Here is a 16,810-nt window from a genome sequence, read left to right on the forward strand (position 1 = left end):
TATGACTGTCTACGCGCTGAACGGATTGGGCCGCATCGGCAAGCTTGCGCTGCGCCCCTTGCTTGAGGCGAGCGCAGAGATCGCATGGATCAATGATGCGGTCGGTGATGCCGCCATGCACGCCCATCTGTTGGAGTTTGACACAGTGCATGGCCGCTGGCCCGCGTCTTTCTCAGCAACTGAAGATGCTGTCATCATAAATGACCAACGCATTCCTTTTATTGGCACCAAAGACATCCATGACCTGCCCCTTCAGGGGGTGGATGTGGTCATTGACTGCACGGGGAAATTTAAAACAGCTGCGGCCCTTGCGCCCTATTTCGCCGCAGGCGTTAAAAAGGTCATTGTCTCCGCCCCCGTCAAAGATGGCCCCACCGCGAATATCGTCTATGGCGTGAACCATGAGATTTATGACCCGTCCGCGCATCACATCGTGACAGCGGCAAGCTGCACCACAAATTGCCTTGCCCCTGTGGTTAAAGTGATGATGGAAGAATTTGGCATCAAGCACGGCTCAATCACCACAATCCATGATGTCACAAACACCCAAACCATGGTGGATCGGCCAGCCAAAGATTTACGCCGCGCGCGGTCTGCGCTGAACTCGCTGATCCCGACCACAACGGGCAGTGCCACGGCGATCACGCTGATCTATCCCGAATTGAAGGGCAAGCTGAATGGGCACGCTGTGCGCGTGCCTTTGTTGAACGCGTCCCTGACCGATTGCGTCTTTGAGCTTGACCGCGAGACCACGGCAGCGGAAATCAACGCAGCCTTCGCGCGTGCGGCAGAACGGGCGCTGAACGGCATCCTCGGCTTTGAAGCGCGCCCTTTGGTGAGTGCGGATTACACCAATGACACGCGATCCTCGATTGTGGATGGGCCATCCACGATGGTCATTAATGGCACGCAGGCCAAGATTTATGCGTGGTATGACAATGAAATGGGCTATGCCCATCGCCTGATTGATGTCGCGCGCATGGTTGGCGCAAGCCTATGACCGCGCCAAAGCCATCCGCCCTGCCCGCCTATATCGCCGTAACAGCGGCTTATTGGGCGTTTATGCTGTCGGATGGCGCGCTTCGGATGTTGGTTCTCTTGGCCTTTCACGAGCGCGGCTTTAGTCCCGTTCAACTGGCCTATCTGTTTTTACTGTATGAGCTTGCAGGCGTTATAACCAATCTTTCTGCGGGCTGGCTGGCCGCGCGGTTTGGCCTGACCCGCACCTTATATGCGGGGCTGATCCTACAGGTTGGTGCGCTTTTGGCCCTCACCGCGCTGGATCCTGCGTGGTCGATCGGCGCATCTGTGGCCTATGTGATGGCCGTGCAAGGGGCCTCAGGCGTGGCCAAGGATCTGGCGAAAATGTCCTCAAAATCGGCTGTCAAACTTTTGGCACCCGAAGGGGCTGGATTGCTGAAATGGGTATCTTGGCTGACAGGATCAAAAAACGCGGTAAAGGGATTGGGGTTCCTTTTGGGCGCAGGCCTTTTGGCACTTTATGGCTACAACACCGCCTTGTTGGGCATGGCAGCTATTTTGGCACTGATCCTTGTGGCGCTGCTTTTCTTCATGCCAGACGGCCTGCCCAAAGGGAACAAAGCGACCAAGTTTTCCACCGTCATCTCGCGAGACAAAAATATCAATCGTCTGTCTGCGGCCCGCGTCTTTTTATTCGGCGCGCGGGATGTGTGGTTTGTGGTGGGCATCCCCGTTTATTTCTACGCCGTTCTTTCCGATGGCAGCGATGAAAGCAGACGCGCGGCCTTTTTCATGATTGGCACCTTCATGGCGGTCTGGATCATCCTTTATGGCACTGTTCAGGCCATGGCCCCGCGCATCCTGCGCAAAGGGGCTAACAATCTGGCGCAACTGTCTGCAAGTGCGCGCCAATGGGCCTTGGCGCTTGTGCCAATCCCTGCGCTTTTGGCGATTACTGTCTCCACCGCAGGCACGCCCGCCCCTTGGCTGACTGTGACGCTGGTCTTGGGTCTGTTGGTCTTTGGCGCGATATTTGCCGTGAACTCAGCCCTGCACTCTTACCTCATTCTCGCATTTTCAAAATCCGAGCGGGTCAGCCAAGATGTTGGTTTCTACTACATGGCGAATGCGGCAGGCCGATTGTTGGGCACGGGCCTATCGGGCCTTGCCTATCAATGGGGCGGGGTTGAGGCCTGCTTGATGGTAGCAAGCGGACTTTTGGCCTTATCGGCGGTCGCCGCAAATCGCCTAAACCGCAGCACGGCGTGAGCGCGCGGCAAGGCGCTCCCGATGCATCGTGTAAAGACCTGTGGCCACGATCACGGCCGTTCCAATAAGCGTCCACCCATCAGGCAATTGCGCAAAGACGAGATAGCCATACATGACCGACCATAGGATCATCGAATAATGCACAGGGGCCAATACCACCGCCTCCGCAATCTCCAGCGCGCGGATGACCATGAGCTCCGCCACACCTGCAATCGCCGCGATTGCAATCATCAAAACGATTGAGACGGGGTCACTTGGCCAAATCCATACAAAGGGCAGCGGCAGGCTGATCAACGCACTGCCAACAAGCGCGGTATAAGCTACCGTGGTATAGGTGTTGTCATAGGGCGCAATCATACGCGATAAAACCTGACGCAAGGCAAATAAACTGGCGGCAAAAAGCACCAGAAGAACCGCGGGATGCACGATCCCTAGGCCCGGTCGGATCACGATCAACGTGCCAATGAAACCGATGGAAATCGCAGCCCACCGATGCCATCCCACCGTTTCGCGCAAGATGACGGCGCCCAGAACAGTCACGATCAAAGGCGCCACAAATGTCACGGCGACCGCATCGGCCAACGGCACGAAACTGACGCCCAAGATGAAACATGTGGCCGAAATCACCGCAATCGCCCCGCGCAACGCCTGCAATTTCGGTCGCGCCGTGCGCAAAATCACAGGCCCGCGCCACAGCAGCAAAACCAAAACCCCAAACAGCAGCCCCAATTGCCGCGTCCAAACGATCTGCACTGGATGAAACAGATCGGTCAGGAATTTGGCCATTGTGTCTACGGCAGCAAATAAGAAAAAACCCAAGGCCATAAGGGCCAAACCCTTGAGATTGCTCGGGGCTTTGGGGGTTTCACTTGGTGTCGCTGTGTTATGCGGCAGGTCTGGAATGGTCGGCATAATGGGCCCACGGATTTGGTATACCACATCCTTAGGCCGCAAATCAGCTTCTGTCGACTGGACAAATTGCTGACAAGCCCAATGAACGCACTAATTTGCAAGATCATGGAAAAGCGGCCTGTTCAGCTTGTTTGGTTCAAACGTGATTTGCGCGTTACAGATCACGCCTGCCTCGCCTCTGCGGCAGCGCGCGGGCCTGTTTTGCCCCTCTATATCATTGAGCCTGATTTCTGGGCCGAGCCTGATGCAAGCGCGCGACATTGGACGTTTCTGCGGCAATCCTTGGGAGAGTTGCGGGAGGCATTGGCGCGCTTGGGTCAGCCGCTTGTGATCCTTCGCGGGGATGCCGTTGCGGTGCTCGAAGAAATCGCAACGGCGCACACAATTGCCGCGCTGTGGTCGCATCAAGAAACGGGAAATGATTGGACATATGCGCGTGACAAACGGGTTGCGGCATGGTGCAAATCGAAATCCATCCCATGGCACGAACCGCGCCAATTCGGTGTCATCCGAAACTTACCCTCGCGCAACGGATGGGCGGAGGAATGGGACAAACAGATGTCACATCCCTGCCATGCAACCCCGCATCTTGAACCAATTTGCGATGCACCCAGTTTCGATTTACCAAAGCCTGCGGATCTCGGCCTTGCGCCCGATGGCGGGGATCACCTGCAGATTGGCGGATCAATGGCAGCACGCGCGCTGCTCCATAGTTTTCTTACTGAACGCGGCGCGCCCTATCGCGCGGCAATGTCTAGCCCGCTTTTGGGTGCTGATGCCTGCTCGCGCCTATCGCCGCATCTGACATTCGGCACAATCTCGCTCCGCGAGGTGGCACAAGCCGCCGCACGGCGCGCAGGCACCCTACCCAAAGGGCCGAGCCACAAAGACTGGCGCGGATCCCTGCGCGCCTTTCAATCCCGCCTTTATTGGCACTGCCATTTCATCCAAAAACTTGAAGACGAACCACGGATCGAATGGGAGAATATGCACCCCGCCTATGATGGTCTGCGCGATGATCCACAGGGGTATCCATGGTTTGAAGCGTGGAAAGAGGGGCAAACGGGGTTGCCCTTTCTGGACGCCTGTATGCGATCCCTGCATCACACGGGATGGCTGAATTTCCGCATGCGCGCGATGGTAATGGCCGTTGCCAGTTATCACATGTGGTTCCATTGGCGCGAAACGGGCCTGCATCTGGCGCGGATGTTCACCGATTATGAGCCTGGAATTCATTGGTCACAGGTGCAGATGCAATCTGGCACAACGGGCATCAACACGATCCGCGTCTATAATCCAATCAAGCAAGGGTTGGATCAAGACCCTGATGGGGTGTTCATCCGCCGTTGGGTGCCTGAACTTGCACAGCTCTCAGGGGATGCCCTGCACCGCCCATGGGTGCATCCTGACGCGCATGGCATTTTGGGTCGAACCTACCCCAACCCCATCTTTGATCCTGCGGCGCGCGCCAAATGGGCCAAAGATCAGATTTGGGCCAAGCGCCGTGCGCCCGATCACAAGGCGGGCGCGGTTGCAGTTCTCACCCGCCATGGCAGCCGCAAATCCCCCCGCAAGACAAAACGTGCCGCCAAACACCCAACGGAACAATTGTCCCTGTTTGATTAGCCTATTCTGCGGCCATCTGCGTTGCGGCGCTTTGCATCCATGCATCAAGGGCCGCTATTTGTGATGGGTCTAGCCGCAGCCCCAACTTGCTGCGCCGCCAAACCACATCTTCGGCTGTTTGCGCGAATTCGTGTTTCATAAGCCAACGCACCTCTGCCTCGGTCAAAGTTGCGCCGAAATCGCGACCGAGATCCTCTGATGTTTGAGCCCCCGCCAGTATCGCCCAAGCATCCCGCCCATAGGCGCGAATGAGGCGCGTGGCCCATTTGGGCGTAAGGAACGGATAATTCGCCACAAGGCTTGCAATCAACCGATCCACATCCCCCACCCCGAAATCGCCACCTGGCAAGGCTACCCCCGCCGTCCACGGCCCGCGCGCGGATTTCGTGAACTCTGCGATTTTCTCAAGCGCGGATTCCGCCAAACGGCGATAGGTGGTGATCTTGCCGCCAAAAATATTCAGCAAGGGCGCATCCCCATCCCCTTCAAGGATCAGCGTGTAATCCCGTGTCGCGGCAGATGCCGATTGCGCGCCGTCATCATAGAGCGGCCGCAAACCAGAATAAGACCACACGATATCCTCGGCAGTAACAGCCGTGCTGAAATAGTTATTCACAAAGGACAGCATATAATCCCGCTCATCGGTGCTGCATTCGGGGCGGGTATCGGGGTCGCGGTGATCTTTGTCGGTCGTCCCGATTAAGGTGAAATCCTGCTCATAAGGAATGGCGAAACATATGCGCCCGTCCTCACCCTGAAAGAAGTAGCATTTCTCATGGTCATAAAGACGCTTGGTCACAATATGGCTGCCCCGCACGAGACGCACGCCGCCTTTGCTGTTTTGACCGATCTTCTGGCCGATCACATCGCTGACCCATGGCCCTGCGGCATTGATCAAAATCCGCGCCTGATGGTGATGGGTTTGACCATCGCGGGTCTGGGTGCTGATCTTCCAAATGCCATTCTCCCGCTTGGCGGTCACCACCTTGTGACGCGGCAAGAACACCGCGCCACGCTCGGCCGCATCGCGGGCATTCAGCGCCACAAGACGGCTGTCTTCCACCCAACAATCTGAATATTCATAGGCCTTGGAAAATTTACGGTGCAGCGCCGCCCCTTCAGGGCCTTTGCGCAAATCCACCACCGAGGTTCCAGGCAATATCTCCCGCCCGCCCAAGTGGTCATAAAGAAACAGGCCCAATCGGATCAACCATTGCGGACGCCGCCCCGCCATCCACGGCATAAGCCGCGCCAAAAGTCGCGATGTGGGGGTTTGGCTCTCAAAGCGCATATCTTTATGGTAGGGCAGCACAAACCGCATCGGCCAAGAAATATGAGGCATGGCTTTAAGCAAAATTTCACGCTCAATCAGCGCCTCGCGCACCAAGCGAAACTCAAAATATTCTAGGTAGCGCAACCCACCATGAAACAGCTTAGTCGATGCAGAAGACGTAGCCGAGGCCAGATCGTTCATTTCCGCCAAACGCACCGTCAAGCCGCGTCCCGCCGCATCGCGGGCAATGCCGCAGCCATTGATGCCACCGCCGATGATGAAAAGATCGTCAATCTCGCTCGTCATATCCATTGCGCCTTTCTTGCGGGCCTCATTCCACCGAAACCTAACGCCGCTATGGCACAAACGAACACAAACGAAAATATTAATCTTCAAAATTATTCATTTTTAACGTCATTCGAAGAATTGACCCCCGATTTTAAGCCATCTAAGGTCTGTTAACCGCGCAAATGCGCGAAAAGGAAAAGGAACGCGCATGTCGCAAAGCTTTCGCTGGCCAGAGATTCTCGACATCGCACGGCGCGAGGGGAAAGTGAGTGTCGAAGGGCTGGCCGCGCATTTTGGCGTGACCACCCAAACCATCCGCCGCGACCTTAGCGATCTTGCCGATGCGGGAAAATTAGAGCGCGTCCATGGCGGCGCGATCCTGCCATCGAGCGTATCAAATATCGGCTATGAAATGCGGCGCGGGTTATACGCTGAAGAAAAGGCACGCATTGCGGCAGCTTGTGCGGCCCAAATACCCGATGACATTTCGCTCTTCCTCAATATCGGCACCACGACAGAGGCCGTTGCGCAAAATTTGCTGCATCACAAGAATCTCTTGGTGGTCACAAATAACATCAATGTCGCGACCATCCTTGCCGCCAATCCCAATTGCGAGATCATCCTTGCGGGCGGGCAATTGCGCCGCGCCGATGGGGGGCTGATCGGCAAGCTGACCTCGGATGCGGTGGCACAGTTCAAATTTGACCTTGCGGTCATAGGATGCTCAGCCATTGATGCGGAAGGGGATATGTTGGATTTCGACATCCAAGAGGTGGGGGTCAGCCAGACAATCATCTCACAATCGCGGCGCGTGTTTTTGGTGGCCGACCGCTCAAAATTTACGCGCAGCGCGCCTGCAAAAATCGCTGCACTTTCGCAAATTGATGCGCTGTTTACAGATCATCCGCTTGACGCCCCATTGGCCGCACGTTGCCGTGATTGGGGGCTTGCAACACATATAATCCCATACAGTTCGACAGGGGCCTAAACCATGACCCATATTCTTGCAATTGACCAAGGCACCACCTCGACCCGCGCGATTGTTTACGATGCAGGGTTTGATGCCCTTGCACAGGCGCAAGAGGAATTTACCCAACACTACCCGCGCTCGGGCTGGGTCGAGCATGACCCGATGGATTTGTGGCAGACCACGCGAAATTGCATCACATCCGCCTTGCGCGATGCCGCGACACCCGCAACGGCGATTGCGGCCATCGGCATCACCAATCAACGTGAAACCGTGCTTTTGTGGGATCGCAAAACGGGCGCGCCTTTGCACAATGCCATCGTTTGGCAAGACCGCCGCACAGCGGATCGCTGCGCAACTTTGCGTTCCGCAGGGCATGAAGAGATGATCACCGCCAAGACAGGGCTTGTGCTTGATCCATATTTCTCAGCCAGCAAATTGGCATGGATGTTAGATGAAATCCCAGATGCCCGCAGACGCGCCGAGGCGGGCGAATTGGCCTTTGGCACAGTGGACACTTGGCTGATTTGGCATCTGACGGGGGGCGCGGCCCATGTGACCAATGCCGCGCGCACGATGCTGTTCGACATCCACAGCCTTGAGTGGTGCGAAGATATCCTTTCGCTTTTCAACATCCCCCGCGCAGTCCTGCCGAATGTTCTCGATTGTGACGCGCATTTCGGGACAACCGCAATGGATGTCATCGGCGCAGAAATTCCGATCCGCGCCGTTGCGGGTGACCAACAGGCTGCAACAATTGGCCAAGCCTGTTTTGACAAAGGCATGGCCAAAGTCACTTATGGCACTGGGTGCTTTGCGCTGATGAACACAGGCGCAACTGCTGTCCCTTCGAAGAATAAACTTTTGACCACCATCGCTTATCGCATGGATGGGCAAACGGCCTATGCGCTAGAGGGCTCCATCTATATTGCGGGCGCGGTGGTGCAGTGGTTGCGCGATGGGTTGGGCATCATCGCCTCGGCGGCAGAGACACAAGACATGGCCAAAGCCGCAGATCAAGGCCAAGCCATCACGCTTGTGCCCGCTTTTACGGGTTTAGCCGCACCCTATTGGAATTCCGAATGCCGTGGGGCCGTTTTCGGTCTGTCGCGCAACACAGGGCCGAATGAATTGGCGCGCGCCGCGCTTCAATCTGTGGGCTTGCAAACCCGTGATCTGATGGAGGCTATGGCCGCCGATATGGCAGCTTCGCAAACGGGCCAAACGGTTCTGCGGGTGGATGGTGGCATGAGCTCGTCAGATTATACCCTGCAATATGTGGCCGATATCCTGAATGCGCCGGTCGACCGCCCCACGCACCTTGAGACGACTGCCCGCGGCGTTGCGTGGTTGGCAGGCTATAAGGCAGGCCTTTACCCAGACCAAGCAGGCTTCAGAAAAACTTGGGCCATAGATCGTCAATTCACCCCCAAGATGGATGCAGATACCCGCGCTTCAGATTATGCGCGTTGGCAAAGGGCGGTTGCTGCGACCATCGCGGCCGGGGCTTAACACCAGACCTGCAACAATGATTGCGGAATTCTTTATTTTGCATTTTTTGTTGATTGAGTCCTGAAACTCAGATAGCCCTAACCCGTGTATCGGTGGGAGGGTTTTTGAAGATGTATGCTGATTTCGGTCTTTTTATTGATGGGGCATGGGTCAAGTCTGGCCAACAAAGCGATGTGATCTCGCCCGTCACCGAAACCCCTCTCGGTCGGGTCTACACGGCCGCCACAACAGATACTGCGCGCGCCATCGATGCGGCGGATAAGGCCCGCGCCGCACTTTTGGACATGGGGGGATTTGGGCGCGCAGATGCGTTGCACAAAGCAGCCGATGCCATGGCAAGCCGCGCCGAAGAGGCTGCGCAAATGATCTCTCGCGAGACAGGCAAACCATTGGCACAATCCCGCCGCGAATGGGTTTTGGCTGTGGATCAATTCCGTTGGTATGCCGAAGAGGCCCGCCGCATCTATGGCAGGATCATCGCATCACGCGTCCCCAATGGTCGCTTCGAAGTGACCAAAGACCCCGTGGGAATTGCCGCAGCTTTCACTGCATGGAACTTCCCCGCCTCACTCCCTGCGCGCAAACTGGCCCCTGCTTTGGCCGCGGGATGCCCCGTGATCTTGCGCCCCTCCTCCCAAACACCTGGGGTTGCGATGATCATGATTGACTGTTTGCGTGCAGGGGGATGGCCCGATGGCGCAATCAATCTGGTCGTAGGCGCAACGGCCGACACATATGCGCCCATCATGAAAGACCCGCGTGTGCGCAAAGTCTCTCTCACGGGCTCGACACGCGTGGGCCAAGAGATGCTGCGGGATGCGGCAGAGACGGTGAAAAAAGTTTCGATGGAATTGGGCGGCAATGCCCCGCTTATCATTTATGATGATGCGGATTTGGCAACAGCCCTCGACATGGCCGTCCCCACAAAATTCGCCAATGCGGGACAGGTCTGCGTCACGCCAGATCGCTTTTTCGTCCATGAAAGCCTGCATGATGCCTTCATAACTGAATTTACGAAACGAGCCGATGCTTTGACGCTTGGCGATGGCTTGGACGAGAAAAGCGAAATGGGGCCGTTGATCAATGCCCGTCGCCTCGCTGAGATCACCGCAATTGTCGAGGAGGCGGTGCAAGACGGTGCCACCTTGCACTGTGGTGGCGTGCGCGACAGTGGGCATAACTCGGGCTATTTCTATCGCCCAACGGTTCTTAGTAATGTCACCGACCAGATGCGCGTCTTTTCGGAAGAAAACTTTGGCCCAATTGCCGCCATCACCAGCTTCCGTGATGAAGACGAGGTGTTGGCCCGCGCCAATGCGTCATCCATGGGTCTGTCCGCCTATGCGTTCACCCGCGATCCCGCCCGCGCCAAGCGCACAGTTGCAGCCCTGCATGCGGGCATGGTCGGGATCAACAGTTTCGCCCTTGCCGCAAGTGAAGCGCCCTTTGGCGGCACGAATTTCTCTGGCTTGGGTCGTGAAGGCGGCAGCGAAGGAATCGAGGATTACCTCGATACAAAATTGGCGCAGATTGTGTTTTAGGTCGCCCGTGCAACCTTAAGCAACTCGGCCAAATGCGGATTTGGGAAGCGGCGCGCACGGGTCACCGCAAAAAAGCTTTCGGTGATGCCCTCTAGCCGCTTTACCTCAACCAATCGGCCCGAAGCCAATTCATCGCGCGCAACAATGGGCGGGATCACGCCAAGCCCTGCATCTTCGCGCACCAATAGACGCAACATGGCCATATCATCCGCTTCTGCGGCAATAATCGGGGTTACCCCAAGTCGTGCCGCCAAAGCATCAAACCCCGCACGAATTGCGGTTTGCGGGCTTGGCAGGATCAATGGCATGTCCCGCAGCAGCGCGCCCAAATCATCGCCCCGCCCGGTGATACGACCAGCGATACGCGCAGGCGCTGCAATGAGGCTGACGGGTTGTTCATCTATCGCATGGATCAGCCAAGGCGTCTGCGCATCGCGCGCAGGCGCAAGATTTGTCAGCACCACATCCAAGGACAGATCTTCAAGGCCCCGCAAAAGATCATCTTGAACACCAGATTGCACACTGACCTCTAGATCGGGGGTGTTCAACAGCGGCTTTAGAAACTGCATTTGAAAGTTGCGCGAGAGGGTCGCCAAGGCGCCAACCCGCACTCGACTGCGCGCGCGACCCGCCTCGCCCAATATGGCCGTCAGGTCAGAGGCGGTACGAAAAATCGTATCGGCGTGATCCAACGCGATGCGGCCTGCTTCGGTCAGGATCAAACCGCGCCCGCGCCGCTCGAATAAATCATGCCCAAGTGAGGCTTCAAGCGCGCGCAATTGGGTCGAGACAGCAGATTGCGATATGTTCAACCGCGCGGCAGCCCCCGTCAACGTGCCATCTTGGGCGATGGCATGGAACAGATGCAGGTGATGTAGGTTTAATCGCATAATGGCACCCCCCCATAATTCTATAAAATAGAACAAAAACAAAGAAAACATATATTTGATATAATTCAGTATTTGCGCGACACCCGCCCCACCAAACGAAGGGGTGAGAGCCATGGATATTATCATTAACATCTTGATGACGATGCTTGAGCAGCTACAGAAACCAACGCTTGCCTTTTTGATCGGCGGCATGGTCTTGGCCGCAGCCTCAAGCAAATTTGAAATGCCCGAGCCAATCTACAAGCTGATCGTTATGCTTCTCTTGCTCAAGGTCGGCCTCTCGAGCGGCATGGAGATTGCGCAATCCAATCTGATCGAGCTTGCCGTGCCCGCGCTGATGGCAACGGTTGCAGGTATTGCCATTGTGCTGTTGGGGCGGGTGACGCTGCGGAAATTACACGGGGTCACCGACATGGATGCAATGGCGACAGCGGGGCTGTTTGGGGCCGTTTCCGCCTCGACCTTGGCCGCAGGCATGGCCATGCTAGAAGCCGAAGGAGTCACCTATGAAGGCTATATTGGCGCGCTCTATCCGTTCATGGATGTCGCCGCTTTGATCACCGCAATTCTCGTGGCACGGATGGCCGCCGCCCGCAAAGAGGCGGGCATGACCATAAACGGCGGCGCAATGGTCTTAGGGGGCGGCACAAGAAAAGCGGGGCTTCTTGGTGGAGGGGATGGCCCAGAGGCAGGCGCAATCGCCAAGACAATATTATTGGACACGCTGCGCAGCCCTGCCATCTCTGCCCTCCTTTTGGGGTTGGCCATTGGTCTTTTTGCAAAGCCCGATGCCATCTACCAAGAATTCTACAAACCGCTGTTTCATGGCCTTCTGTCTCTCTTGATGCTTGTGATGGGCATGGAGGCTTGGGCGCGGCTGTCCGAATTGCGCAAGGTGGCTCATGCCTATCTGCTTTATGGTCTGTGCGCGCCCTTTGTGCATGGTGCAATCGGGCTTGGACTTGGGTTGGTGGCGCATAACCTCATGGGCTTTTCTGAGGGCGGAATGGTGCTTCTGGCGGTGATGGCCGCATCGAGTTCCGACATATCTGGCCCGCCCACATTGCGCGGCGCTTTGCCCAAAGCCAATCCTTCGGCCTATATCGGCACATCAACGGGGATCGGGACACCGATTGCGCTTCTTTCCATCCCGCTTTGGATGGCCGCCGCCAATTATCTGGTCGGCTGACGAAAGACAGAAATGATCGGGCGGTGTGGTATCACGCCGCCTGATCTTATGGCTTCATCCGAACAATCAGCAGCGGCACGGCTACGCTTAAAATCAGGAGGCGCGCCACATGATGCGCTGCAACCAATGCAGGCTCAAGGCCTGTGCTGACCGCCAAAGCCGCCATGATCTCCACCCCACCCGGTGCAAAAGCCAAAAGCAAGGCTGCAGGCGGCAAGCCAATCAGTTCCGCCGCAATGATAGCGCCAAGCGCCGCCACCGCGCAGGAGACGAGCGTTCCCACCGCCCCCGCCGCCAAGGCCCCCAATAGGCCCTTACGATCCAGCCCCCGAAATCGCGTGCCAATCAAGCAGCCCATCACCATAAAGGCCAGTGAGGTCAGCCAGATCGGCAAATTGCCTGGGGTCAGGTTCGCCCCATGACCAATGGCCGATGCGGCCATCGCGCCCAATAAAAGCGGCGCAGGTATCGAAACCCGTTTAAAGATAAGACCCAGAGCTAAGGCTGCCGCGAAAACAACCGCAGCCGCCAAAAGGCTGATGGCCCCGTGATCCACGACATAGGCCGTGCCTGTCATCCCCCAAAGTGAGATCAGCAAGGGCACACAGAGGGTCAGCAACAAAACCCGCGTGGCCTGCACCAACGCAACCCGCGCCACATCCACGCCCATTGAGGTCGACAACCCAAGAACATAGCTGAGATGCCCAGGCGTGGCGGCGAGGGTCGCGGTCATCACATCATAGCCAAAACCGCGCATCAAGATGGCCCGCAGCGCAAAAATCAGCACAACCAAAGTGACCGCCAAAATGGCCAAGGATATTGGCCATGTCAGCGCAGTCTCGATCACCTCAGGTGTGACCGTGCTGCCAATCGAGACGCCAATCACCACGAACACCACATCGCGCAAGGGCAAGGGGATTAAACTTTTCAGCCCCAATATCGTGGCAACCGAAACAGCTGCAGCAGGCCCAGTCAGCATATAGGCAGGAAACCCAATCAGCCAAAAAAGCCCAGCCCCCGCCGCGCCAAGCGCAAGCGTGGGCAGAGTTTCTTTGACAATGCGTTGAGCGGTCGGACGCACCCGATGGGCCTTTGAAATTTTCAACAAAAGGGGGCGCGGATTACCCCCGCGCCCGATTACTTATGTTTTGCGCTGATCAATCGCCATCTGCAACACCAGCCTGACGCAAGCGCGCGCGGCGGGCGCGATAGGCGGGCACAAAAACCAGACCCACCGCAAGGATCAACAACCCCAAGGTCATTGGACGTTCAAGGATAAAGCCAAATCCACGATAAAGCTGCATAGCGCGGGCAAAATTATCCTCCATCATCGTGCCAAGGATGAACCCAATCAGAAGCGGGGCAAGGGGATAATCTGCAAAGCGCAAGATCGTAGCAACCACCCCAAAACCCACCAAGATCAGCAATTCAGTCGCATTGTTTTGGCCGATATAGCTGCCCATCAACGTGAAGAATAAAATGAACGGGATCAGATAGGCCCGCGGGATCGTCAACAGTTTGGCGATATAGGGGATAAGCGGCAGGTTCAGAACCAAAAGAACCAGATTGCCAATATACATCGAGATAATAACCGCCCAGAACACATCAGGCTCATCGGTCATCAATCTTGGGCCAGGGGTGACATTCAGGGCGATCAACGCACCAAGCAAAATCGCCGTTGTCCCAGAGCCAGGAATACCCAAAGTCAGCAGTGGCACGAAAGAGCCCGTGCAAGCCGCATTATTCGCAGTCTCGGGTGCGGCCAAACCCTTGATTGAGCCTTTGCCGAATTCTGCCTGCTCTTCGCCTTTGGCGATGTTGCGCTCAACCGCATATCCCAAAAAGGATGCAATCGTGGCCCCCGCACCTGGCAGGACACCGATGAAGAACCCTTGCACCGATTGCCGCCCGATGACGGGTGCAATTTTGCGGGCCTCATCTTTGGTGATGCGCAGATCTTTGATCTCGCCGCCCGAACCACCTTGCGCACCACGCGCGGGGTTTAAGACTAAGAACAGCGCCTCAGGCAGGGCGAACATGGCCATCGCGAGGGTGATGAAGGAAAACCCCGATTGCAATTCCATGATCCCAAAGGTGAAGCGCGGCATATTGGACAAGGCCCCTTCACCGACAGTGCCCATGATAAGGCCAAGAATGGTCATCATCAGCGCCTTGGCGACTTGCCCTGTGCCCGCAAAGGCGGCAATGGCCGAAAGCCCAACAACCATAAGCGCGAAATATTCCGCCGAATGGAACAAAAGCGCGACCGAGGACAGCGCAGGTGCAAAGATCATCAACAAGATCGCGCCGATTGTGCCCCCTGCAAAGGACGCAATGGCTGCAATCGTCAGCGCCTTACCCGCTTGACCCTTTTGCGCCATCGGGTATCCATCAAAGGCGGTGGCAACTGTTCCCGCGACCCCCGGCGCATTGAGCAAAATTGACGAGGTCGACCCGCCAAAAATCGCGCCATAATAGACGCCAGATAACAAGATCAAGGCACCTGTTGGATCGCCCAATCCAATCGCAACAGGGATCATAATTGCAATAATCGACATTGGCCCAAGACCGGGCAACATACCGATAATAGTGCCAATCACGCAGCCAAACACGACCATCGCAAGATGAAAGGGCGTTATTGCGGCTGCAAGGCCAAGAAGCAAACCTTCAAGCATGATGCGTCCCCCTCACATCAAAAACGCAGGCCAAGGGCGCAGGAAAATACCCAGCACCTCCTGCACAAGATACCAGATCGTGCCTGCGGCAATCGCGGCCACAGGTATAAGAATGTGAAATTTCCGCTCGCCTAAGATGAACCCACCTAGCGCAAGGAAAAGAATGGTCGCCCCCACAAACCCCGCAGGGCGCAGAAAGAGCGCATAAGCCACCATCAGCGCCAAAAGCGACAGGGCTTGGCCGATATTGTAATCCCCAAGACGGCGGTGATCGATATCTTCGGCGCTTTGCTCTTTTGTTGTATCTGCTTCGACTGTCTTTGCGGACTTGCCAGAAAACAGCACAACCAAACCCACAATCACCCCAAGCACGCTCAGGATTTTTGGAAATGTTGATGGCCAAATCGGATTGCGCTGCAAAATTGCAGGCAAGAGATGATCCATCGTGAAAAATGCAGCATAGCCATAGATGCAGCATAGCGCCACAAAGGCCAATGCAATCCAACGTTCCAAGGCCATAAACGCCCCCTTTGTCTCAGCCAAATTTGTGGGTCTGTTGCAAGGATGGGCGGCCACAAAATGAGGCAGCCCACCCAAAGATCAATCGCGCGAAACGCGCTTCCCCTCTTAGAGGAAGCCCAACTCGCGCATCAGATCACCGATCTGCTGCTCTTGTGCTTCAAGGAAGCTTTGGAACTCAGCGCCGGGGCGGTAGATATTCACCAGACCCATACGGCCGCGCACTTCTTCCCACTCAGGGGTTTCCATCATCGCCGCCAACATCGCTTGGTAGACTTCAACTTTTTCTTGCGCCATGCCAGGTGCGGCGAAGAACCCGCGCCAGTTCACGAATTGCGCATCAATACCCTGCTCAGCGAAGGTTGGCGCGTCTGCATAGGCAGGAACGCGGTCAGGGGCGGTCACGCCCAAGATACGGACTTCGCCCTGCTCGGCCAAAGCAACCGCTTCGGAAAAGCCAGTGGACAGCGCATCAATCTCGCCCGACAGCAAACCCGCCATCGCCTCGCCACCAGCATCATAACCGATATAGTTAAACGCAGTAGGATCTTCGCCCGCAGCCTGCATCACAATCGCGGCGACCAAGTGATCCATCCCGCCAGGAACAGAACCGCCACCAATGGCGAAATCCATCGGCGCTTCGCGGTATGAAGCCAACGCGTCTTCCATCGAAGCCAGCGGGCTATCTGCAGTCACAACCAATGCCGCGTAGTCACCCACTGTGCCTGCAATCAAAGTCAGGTCACGGAAGCTTTGAGAAATCTCACCCGTCAAAGCGCGGATCACGATGGGGGTCGAGTTTACCATCAATGTGCCATCGCTTGAGGCCGCATTTTCGATCAAATGCGCAATGGCGACACCGCCACCACCGCCTGACATGTTTTCATATGTGGCATTGCCCACGAGACCAGAATTGACCAACGCCTCGCCCGTTCCGCGCGCTGTGCCATCCCAACCACCGCCAGCACCGCCGGGGATGAGGAAGTGAACCTGATCCATCATTTGATGCCCGCCTGCATTGGACATGCCCGAGAATGCAAGCGTAGCAGTTGCAGCCGCGATCATAGCGCGGCGTGTCCACCCAAAGGTGTTCATAGTGTATTCCTCCCATTTGACAGGCGATCCTCCACCGCCATAGTCTCACCCGACCACAGAAAGCTGACACGAG

Annotated in this window: 14 protein-coding genes; 7 read left to right on the forward strand and 7 right to left on the reverse strand. The window is 56.5% G+C overall.

All coding sequences use genetic code 11. The annotated features are described in order from the left end of the window. Position 1 precedes the first annotated feature (1 nt). Positions 2–1,000, forward strand: coding sequence for an ArsJ-associated glyceraldehyde-3-phosphate dehydrogenase (locus AAC620_RS10780; RefSeq protein WP_340244916.1), 999 nt, complete (start codon positions 2–4; stop codon positions 998–1,000). Next, entirely contained in the window at positions 997–2,250 is a 1,254-nt protein-coding gene (gene arsJ / locus AAC620_RS10785; protein ID WP_340244918.1) for an organoarsenical effux MFS transporter ArsJ, read from the forward strand. Before AAC620_RS10780 ends, arsJ begins: the two co-directional genes overlap by 4 nt. Here arsJ and AAC620_RS10790 read toward each other — a convergent pair. Beyond that, entirely contained in the window at positions 2,230–3,189 is a 960-nt protein-coding gene (locus tag AAC620_RS10790; RefSeq protein ID WP_340244919.1) for a DMT family transporter, read from the reverse strand. The genes arsJ and AAC620_RS10790 overlap by 21 nt on opposite strands. A 78-nt stretch (positions 3,190–3,267) precedes the next feature. Here AAC620_RS10790 and AAC620_RS10795 point away from each other — a divergent pair, with 78 nt between their 5' ends. Next, positions 3,268–4,788, forward strand: coding sequence for a deoxyribodipyrimidine photo-lyase (locus AAC620_RS10795; protein ID WP_340244921.1), 1,521 nt, complete (start codon positions 3,268–3,270; stop codon positions 4,786–4,788). Position 4,789: 1 nt separating this feature from the next. Here AAC620_RS10795 and glpD read toward each other — a convergent pair whose 3' ends face one another. Next, complete coding sequence (gene glpD / locus AAC620_RS10800) at positions 4,790–6,367, reverse strand: glycerol-3-phosphate dehydrogenase (protein ID WP_340244922.1); 1,578 nt, start codon at positions 6,365–6,367, stop codon at positions 4,790–4,792. A 190-nt stretch (positions 6,368–6,557) separates the two neighbouring features. Between glpD and AAC620_RS10805 the strand changes: the two genes are divergently transcribed. From AAC620_RS10805 to AAC620_RS10815, 3 genes are all read left to right on the forward strand, one after another. Beyond that, positions 6,558–7,337 (forward strand): DeoR/GlpR family DNA-binding transcription regulator, encoded by a 780-nt coding sequence (locus tag AAC620_RS10805; protein ID WP_317656614.1) that lies wholly within the window; start codon positions 6,558–6,560, stop codon positions 7,335–7,337. Positions 7,338–7,340: 3 nt separating this feature from the next. Further along, on the forward strand, positions 7,341–8,828 hold the full coding sequence (gene glpK, locus AAC620_RS10810) for a glycerol kinase GlpK (RefSeq protein ID WP_340244924.1): 1,488 nt from the start codon (positions 7,341–7,343) through the stop codon (positions 8,826–8,828). A 110-nt stretch (positions 8,829–8,938) separates the two neighbouring features. After that, entirely contained in the window at positions 8,939–10,369 is a 1,431-nt protein-coding gene (locus AAC620_RS10815; protein ID WP_340244925.1) for an NAD-dependent succinate-semialdehyde dehydrogenase, read from the forward strand. Here AAC620_RS10815 and AAC620_RS10820 read toward each other — a convergent pair. Then, positions 10,366–11,259, reverse strand: a complete 894-nt coding sequence (locus AAC620_RS10820) for a LysR family transcriptional regulator (protein ID WP_340244926.1) — start codon at positions 11,257–11,259, stop codon at positions 10,366–10,368. The two genes, AAC620_RS10815 and AAC620_RS10820, sit on opposite strands and share 4 nt — an antisense overlap. 112 nt (positions 11,260–11,371) lie before the next feature. Between AAC620_RS10820 and AAC620_RS10825 the strand changes: the two genes are divergently transcribed. Next, positions 11,372–12,448, forward strand: coding sequence for a sodium-dependent bicarbonate transport family permease (locus AAC620_RS10825; RefSeq protein WP_340244927.1), 1,077 nt, complete (start codon positions 11,372–11,374; stop codon positions 12,446–12,448). A 46-nt stretch (positions 12,449–12,494) separates the two neighbouring features. On the opposite strand, the gene AAC620_RS10830 is transcribed toward AAC620_RS10825, so the two are convergent. The 4 genes from AAC620_RS10830 to AAC620_RS10845 form a co-directional block, all read right to left on the reverse strand. Continuing rightward, entirely contained in the window at positions 12,495–13,529 is a 1,035-nt protein-coding gene (locus AAC620_RS10830; protein ID WP_340244928.1) for an AbrB family transcriptional regulator, read from the reverse strand. 76 nt (positions 13,530–13,605) lie between these two features. Then, a complete protein-coding gene (locus AAC620_RS10835; protein WP_340244929.1) occupies positions 13,606–15,123 on the reverse strand; it encodes a tripartite tricarboxylate transporter permease in 1,518 nt (505 codons plus the stop codon). A 12-nt stretch (positions 15,124–15,135) separates the two neighbouring features. Then, entirely contained in the window at positions 15,136–15,642 is a 507-nt protein-coding gene (locus tag AAC620_RS10840; RefSeq protein WP_340244931.1) for a tripartite tricarboxylate transporter TctB family protein, read from the reverse strand. Between the two features lie 108 nt (positions 15,643–15,750). Further along, positions 15,751–16,737, reverse strand: a complete 987-nt coding sequence (locus AAC620_RS10845) for a tripartite tricarboxylate transporter substrate binding protein (RefSeq protein WP_340244933.1) — start codon at positions 16,735–16,737, stop codon at positions 15,751–15,753. Between the last annotated feature and the right edge of the window lie 73 nt (positions 16,738–16,810).

It is taken from the genome of Roseobacter sp. HKCCA2468, from assembly GCF_037805105.1.
GTDB lineage: Bacteria > Pseudomonadota > Alphaproteobacteria > Rhodobacterales > Rhodobacteraceae > M30B80.

Coding starts and splice junctions, on each gene's coding strand:
- AAC620_RS10780 (WP_340244916.1), top strand. CDS start 2: ATGACTGTCTACGCGCTGAACGGATTGGGCCGCATCGGCAAGCTTGCG.
- arsJ (WP_340244918.1), top strand. CDS start 997: ATGACCGCGCCAAAGCCATCCGCCCTGCCCGCCTATATCGCCGTAACA.
- AAC620_RS10795 (WP_340244921.1), top strand. CDS start 3,268: ATGGAAAAGCGGCCTGTTCAGCTTGTTTGGTTCAAACGTGATTTGCGC.
- glpD (WP_340244922.1), bottom strand. CDS start 6,367: ATGACGAGCGAGATTGACGATCTTTTCATCATCGGCGGTGGCATCAAT.
- AAC620_RS10805 (WP_317656614.1), top strand. CDS start 6,558: ATGTCGCAAAGCTTTCGCTGGCCAGAGATTCTCGACATCGCACGGCGC.
- glpK (WP_340244924.1), top strand. CDS start 7,341: ATGACCCATATTCTTGCAATTGACCAAGGCACCACCTCGACCCGCGCG.
- AAC620_RS10815 (WP_340244925.1), top strand. CDS start 8,939: ATGTATGCTGATTTCGGTCTTTTTATTGATGGGGCATGGGTCAAGTCT.
- AAC620_RS10820 (WP_340244926.1), bottom strand. CDS start 11,259: ATGCGATTAAACCTACATCACCTGCATCTGTTCCATGCCATCGCCCAA.
- AAC620_RS10825 (WP_340244927.1), top strand. CDS start 11,372: ATGGATATTATCATTAACATCTTGATGACGATGCTTGAGCAGCTACAG.
- AAC620_RS10835 (WP_340244929.1), bottom strand. CDS start 15,123: ATGCTTGAAGGTTTGCTTCTTGGCCTTGCAGCCGCAATAACGCCCTTT.
- AAC620_RS10840 (WP_340244931.1), bottom strand. CDS start 15,642: ATGGCCTTGGAACGTTGGATTGCATTGGCCTTTGTGGCGCTATGCTGC.
- AAC620_RS10845 (WP_340244933.1), bottom strand. CDS start 16,737: ATGAACACCTTTGGGTGGACACGCCGCGCTATGATCGCGGCTGCAACT.